The 6,150-nt window shown below is 68.2% G+C and carries 3 protein-coding genes and 1 rRNA gene; all 4 read left to right on the top strand.

Annotation, left to right across the window (positions count from 1 at the left end):
* Positions 1 to 82 (top strand): 5S ribosomal RNA (rrf, locus tag D7V97_RS38535); the annotation flags it as partial.
* Between the two features lie 527 nt (positions 83 to 609).
* Entirely contained in the window at positions 610 to 3,366 is a 2,757-nt protein-coding gene (locus D7V97_RS38540; RefSeq protein ID WP_120615577.1) for a serine/threonine-protein kinase, read from the top strand.
* A gap of 110 nt (positions 3,367 to 3,476) precedes the next feature.
* Positions 3,477 to 4,847 (top strand): KamA family radical SAM protein, encoded by a 1,371-nt coding sequence (locus D7V97_RS38545; protein WP_120615578.1) that lies wholly within the window; start codon positions 3,477 to 3,479, stop codon positions 4,845 to 4,847.
* Positions 4,847 to 6,079 (top strand): KamA family radical SAM protein, encoded by a 1,233-nt coding sequence (locus tag D7V97_RS38550; protein ID WP_120615579.1) that lies wholly within the window; start codon positions 4,847 to 4,849, stop codon positions 6,077 to 6,079. The genes D7V97_RS38545 and D7V97_RS38550 overlap by 1 nt, the downstream gene beginning before the upstream one ends.
* Positions 6,080 to 6,150 lie beyond the last annotated feature (71 nt).

Here is a 6,150-nt window from a genome sequence, read left to right on the forward strand (position 1 = left end):
CATCCCGAACACGGAAGTTAAGCCCTCCAGAGCCGATGGTACTCCGCGGGAAACCGCGTGGGAGAGTAGGTCGCTGCCGGATTCTTTTTGAGCAAAGCCCCTGGTGCCGCAAGGCGCCAGGGGCTTTTGCCTTTGCGGGCTGCGGTCGTGGCTGCCTTTGAGGCGCTGCTGAGGCCGTGCGGCATCCGGTGGCTCTCTTTCGGGGCTCCGTCGCGCCTGACTTCTGCGACGTACGTCGCGAACGCTGTTCGGCTCCGCGCATGTGATCGGCCCTAGGGTCCGAGCTCTGGCGCCGGTTGGCGGCCCTCCTTCAACCCTTTACCTGGTGCCCTGACCCGTGCGGGAACTCGTTTGGAACGCGTGGCGGGCCTCGTCCAGGACTGCGGGCCTGGCGTCCTCCGGTGCTGGTCCTGCGGCGCTGTGGAGCGCCTGGGACGCGGGGTGGGTCAAGGCGGGCGCGCTCGGAGGCCAAGTTCTCGGATTCCTTGGGGAATCGCGTCATCGTGGATGTTTGACCGCCGTTCCCGCAGGATCTAGAGTCTCTCCTCCCCCCGGTCTGCGCACCGCCTGCCGCGGTCCGTACTCGCCGGCGCAGGGCAGCCCCGCGAGATGAAGAAGCCGACCTTCTTTGGGAAGTACCTGCTCCTCGAGCGCATCAACGTCGGCGGTATGGCCGAGGTCTTCATTGCGAAGGCCTTTGGCGTCGAGGGCTTCGAGCGCATCCTGGCCATCAAGAAGATCCTCCCGACGATGGCCGAGGACGACGAGTTCATCACGATGTTCATCGATGAAGCGCGGATCAGCGTTCAGCTGAACCACGCGAACATCGTGCACATCCACGAGCTCGGAAAGCACGAGGACACGTACTTCATCGCCATGGAGTACGTCGCGGGGCGCGATGTGCGCACGCTCCTGGAGCGCTACCGCCGTCGCAAGGAGATCATGCCCACCGCCCAGGCGGTGTTCATCGTCTCCAAGATGTGTGAAGGCCTCGACTACGCGCACCGCAAGAAGGACGCGCGCGGCCAGGACCTGGGCATCATCCACCGCGACGTCTCTCCGCAGAACATCCTCGTGTCCTACGAGGGAGAGACGAAGATCATCGACTTTGGCATCGCCAAGGCCGCCAATCGTTCGCAGAAGACGCAGGCCGGCATCCTCAAGGGGAAGTTCGGCTACATGAGCCCGGAGCAGGTCCGGGGCATGCCCATCGACCGGCGCAGTGACATCTTCGCCGTCGGCGTGCTGCTCTACGAAATGCTCACGGGCGAGAAGCTCTTCGTGGGCGAGTCGGACTTCTCCACCCTGGAGAAGGTGCGCAACGCGGACATCCCGCTGCCTCGCGAGTTCAATCCGAACATCTCCGCGGGCCTGGAGAAGGTCGTCCTCAAGGCGCTCGCGCGCGAGCCCGAGGACCGCTACCAGTGGGCGTCGGACCTGCAGGAGGACCTGATGCGCTTCCTCCTCGCGGGGGATGCCATCTATTCGTCGAAGCACCTCTCCAGCTTCATGAAGGAAGCCTTCGCGGAGGACATGCTCCGCGAGGCGGAGAAGATGGAGCGCTATGCCTCCGTCGAGCGTCCGGACCAGATCGAGCACTCGGGGGTGACGGTTCCGCCTCCGACGACCCGTCCGACCTCCCAGAAGAAGTCACCTGCGGCTTCCTCGTCTGGCTCTCCCGTGGGGCGTGCCTCCACGGCGCCCGCGCAGCCCGCGCCTGGCTACATCCCGCCGCCTACCGCCGAGGAGCTGGCGGAGATGGATGGCGCCGCGGACAAGACCCAGATTGTCGACTCGACGCACACCTTTCGTGCGCCCGAGACCCGGATCGCCGACAGCAGCGTCGTGGTGGATGACAGCATCACGGGTCGGTCGGAGAACCCCATCGACCGGGCCGGGCATCACACCAGCGCCTCGCCCTTCGCGCGTGATGAGGCCCCTCGCGGCAAGGGCAAGAGTGGCCCCAAGCAGGTCATCATCGGGGATGAGGGTGGTGAGGCCTATGCCGGCGCCACGATGATTGGTCCGGCTCCAACGGCGCCGCCTTCGCGGGGGCGCGGTGGCTCGGCCGCTCCCGTGCTGGACCCGGAGGAAGAGGAGACCACGGGCAACATCACCCTGCCGGTGGGCTCCCGCCACAACGGGGTGCGGCCTCAGGCGCAGGCCGCTGACGCGGATGACGCCGGGGAGTACGACGATCCGGCGGACGACTACGGCCGCGACGGCCAGGACGGCCAGGACGGGTACGACAACGAGGGGCAGGACTCCGACGAGCAGCGCTACGACGACGACGAGGCCGACGGCCCTGCGACCATCCCGCAGAAGGCCTCCAAGATGGCCAAGACGGCTCCGCCCGCCAAGGTCGTGGCGAAGCCCAAGCCGGCGGGTGGGAAGAAGCCGATTCCCAAGCCCGCCATCATCGGCGCGGCCGCGGGCGTGGCCCTTCTCCTCATCCTCGGTGTGGTCTTCGTGGTCCGGGGCTCGTCCACGGGGTACGTCAACTTCGTCGTGACCCCCAGCGGCGCCAAGGTGCTCGTGGACGACCAACCCGTACGGGCCAACGAGGTCGTGGAGCTGTCCGCAGGCGTGCACAAGGTCCAGGCCACCGCTCCGGGCCACCAGCCCGCGATCCAGCAGATCGAGGTCGTCTCGGGGCAGGAGGCGGCCGTGGTCCCCCTGGCGTTGAAGCCCAACGCGCCGCCCCCGCCTCCCGTGGTCGTCAAGGAGCCTCCTCCGACCACACCGACGCCTCCCACCACGGCCGAAAAGCCTCCGGAAAAGCCCGTGGAGCCCCCGCCGGCTCCGAAGACCTTCGCCGCCGTGTTCGAAGGCCAGGAGGGCGCGGAGGTCTCCGTCGACGGAAAGCCCGTGGGGAAGGTGCCTGGAGCCCGGCTGCCCGACCTCGAGGTGGGCAAGACGTACCGCGTCACGGCGAAGCGCGCCGGGTTCAAGCCCTTCCAGGGCGAGTTCACGTCCACCGGCGATGCCGAGGTGAAGGTCGCCGTCGCCATGGAGGCCGAGCCCGTCAGCGAGCCGCCACCGAAGCCCACGCCTCCGAAGCCCACGCCTCCGAAGCCGAAGCCTGTGGTCGTCGCGGAGCCGACGCCGAAGCCCACGCCTCCGAAGCCCGCTCCTGCGAGCGCGAAGGGGAAGTTCGCCTGCAGCACCTCGCCGGCGGGCGCGCAGATCTGGGTGGATGGCAAGAACACGAACCGGGTGAGCCCGGTCCCGCTGGGCAACCCGCTGGAACTCCCCGTGGGCAAGCGCAAGGTCGTCTTCAAGCTCAACGGCAAGTCGACCAAGCCCCAGGTGGTGGTCATCGAAGCGGAAGGCGTGGCGAAGCTGATCAACGTCCCGGTGAACTGATGGACGTGCGGAGGGCATCTTGTGCCCTCTGCGATTGTTGAGCAGGGATGTCGGGGGGGTGGGCTATGACGCCTCGCCGAAGTCGCTCCATTTGTTGAGGTGATGCGTTCATGAACACGACGTCCACTCGAGGCAAGCCCGACGCTGGCCCCGCGCAGCAGCCCTTCACCTACCCGCTCCGCAAGGAGTTCGTGGAGCCCGACTGGCGGCGCATCCCGGGTTTCAAGGACGTCACGCAGGCGGAGTGGGAAAGCGCGCTCTGGCAGCGCAAGCACACCGTCAAGAACCTGCGCGAGCTGAAGGCCACGCTCGGGGCGCTGCTGCCCGACGACCTGGCGATGAGCATGGAGCTGGACCAGAAGGAGCGGGCGACGATGTCCATCCTCGTCCCGCCCCAGATGCTCAACACCATGGCCGTGGAGGACCTGTGGCAGGACCCCGTGCGCCGGTACATGCTGCCGGCCTTCGCGGACCGCCGCACCGACTGGGCCAACCACCCGCGCGCCAGCCGTGACAGCCTCCACGAGGCGGACATGTGGGTCGTCGAGGGACTGACGCACCGCTATCCCACCAAGGTGCTGGCGGAGATGCTCCCCACCTGTCCGCAGTACTGCGGGCACTGCACCCGCATGGATCTGGTCGGCAACGACGTGCCGCAGGTGTCCAAGCACAAGTTCGCGACGGGGCAGAAGGAGCGCTACGAGCAGATGCTGGACTACCTGCGCCGCACGCCCACCGTGCGCGACGTGGTGGTGTCCGGTGGCGACATCGCGAACCTTCCCATCCAGGCGCTGGAGCCGTTCGTCAGCGCGCTGATGGACATCCCGAACATCCGGGACATCCGCCTGGCCAGCAAGGGGCTGATGGCCCTGCCGCAGCACTTCCTCCAGGACAGCGTCCTGCAGGGGCTGGACCGGCTGGCGAAGAAGGCCGTCGACCGCGGCGTGGACCTGGCACTGCACACCCACGTGAACCACGCGGAGCAGCTCACGCCGCTGGTGGGCAAGGCGGTGCGCAAGCTGCTCGACATGGGCTTCCGCGACGTGCGCAACCAGGGCGTGCTGCTGCGCGGCGTGAACGACAGCCCCAAGGCCCTGTTGGACCTGTGCTTCACGCTGCTCGATCACGCGAAGATCCTGCCGTACTACTTCTACATGTGCGACATGATCCCCAACAGCGAGCACTGGCGGCTGTCGGTGGCGCAGGCGCAGAAGCTCCAGCACGACATCATGGGCTACATGCCGGGCTTCGCGACGCCGCGCATCGTCTGTGACGTGCCGTTCGTGGGCAAGCGGTGGATCCACCAGGTGGCGGAGTACGACCGCGAGCGCGGCATCTCCTACTGGACCAAGAACTACCGCACGAGCGTCGAGGCGAATGACGCCGACGCCCTCGAGCGCAAGTACGAGTATTTCGATCCCATCGACACGCTGCCGGAGTCCGGGCAGGCGTGGTGGCGGGAGCAGCCCAAGGCAGCGTGATGGACTCCTCCGCAGGCGCGACCGCGCCCGTGCTCGCGCGCCCCTCGGTCAGTGCCGAGGGGCGGGCCCGGTTGTTCCCCTCCGCGACGGACGCGGAGTGGACGGACTGGCGCTGGCAGCAGCGGCACGCGGTGCGCAACCTGGAGCAGCTCGAGCGCTACGTGCGCCTGACCCCCGACGAGCGCGCCGGGGTGCAGGAGACGTCCTCGCTGTTCCGGGTGGGCATCAGCCCCTATTACCTGTCGCTCATCGATCCCGACCACGCGTCGTGCCCGGTGCGCATGCAGTCCATCCCGGTGCGCGCCGAGGCCCGCGTGCGTCCCGGGGAGCTGGAGGATCCGCTCGGCGAGGACAAGACGCGCCCGGAGGAGTGCATCGTCCACAAGTATCCGGACCGGGTGCTGTTCCTGGCCATCGATACGTGCTCGGTCTACTGCCGCCACTGCACGCGGCGCCGCATCACCAAGGGCGGCGAGGCGGAGCTCACCAAGGACCAGATGCGCCGGGGCATCGACTACGTCCGCAGCCACCCCGAGGTGCGCGACGTGCTCATCTCCGGCGGCGACCCGTTCCTCTTGAGCGAGGACCGGCTGGGGTCGCTGCTCGCGCCGCTGAGCGAGATCCCGCACGTGGAGATGATCCGCATCGGGACGCGGGTGCCCGTGTGCCTGCCCATGCGCGTCACGGATTCGCTCGCGCGCGTGCTGCGCCGCTACGCGCCCGTCTACGTCATCACCCACTTCAACCACCCGAAGGAAGTGACGCCCGAGGCGCGGGAGGCCTGCGAGCGGCTGGTGGACCATGGCGTGCCCGTCGAGAACCAGGCGGTGCTGATGCGGCAGCTCAATTCGGACGCCCGGATCATCAAGGAGCTGTCGCACGTGCTCCTGCGCAGCCGCGTGCGCCCGTACTACCTGCACCAGATGGACGTGGCGGAGGGGTGCGAGCACCTGCGCACGCCCATCTCCAAGGGGCTGGAGATCCTCCAGCAGCTTCGCGGGCACACCACTGGGCTCGCCGTGCCGCACCTCGCGGTGGACCTGCCGGGCGGGGGCGGGAAGGTCACCCTGCAGCCCGACTACGTCATCGAGCGGGGTGAGCGGGAGACCCTGTTCCGCAACTACAAGGGCGAGACGTACGCCTATCCCGAGCCGGAAGAGACCGACTGCTCCTGCCCCTATGACGAGGTGTGGCAGGCGCGTTCGCGGGAGCTGCGCGCTCCGGGCCGCTGACGCTCCCGTGCCGCGGGTGATGCACGGGAGCTAGCGGCGGCGGCGGGAGCCCGACTTCGACGCCTTGCGGC

Source organism: Corallococcus sp. CA053C (assembly GCF_003611675.1).
GTDB lineage: Bacteria > Myxococcota > Myxococcia > Myxococcales > Myxococcaceae > Corallococcus.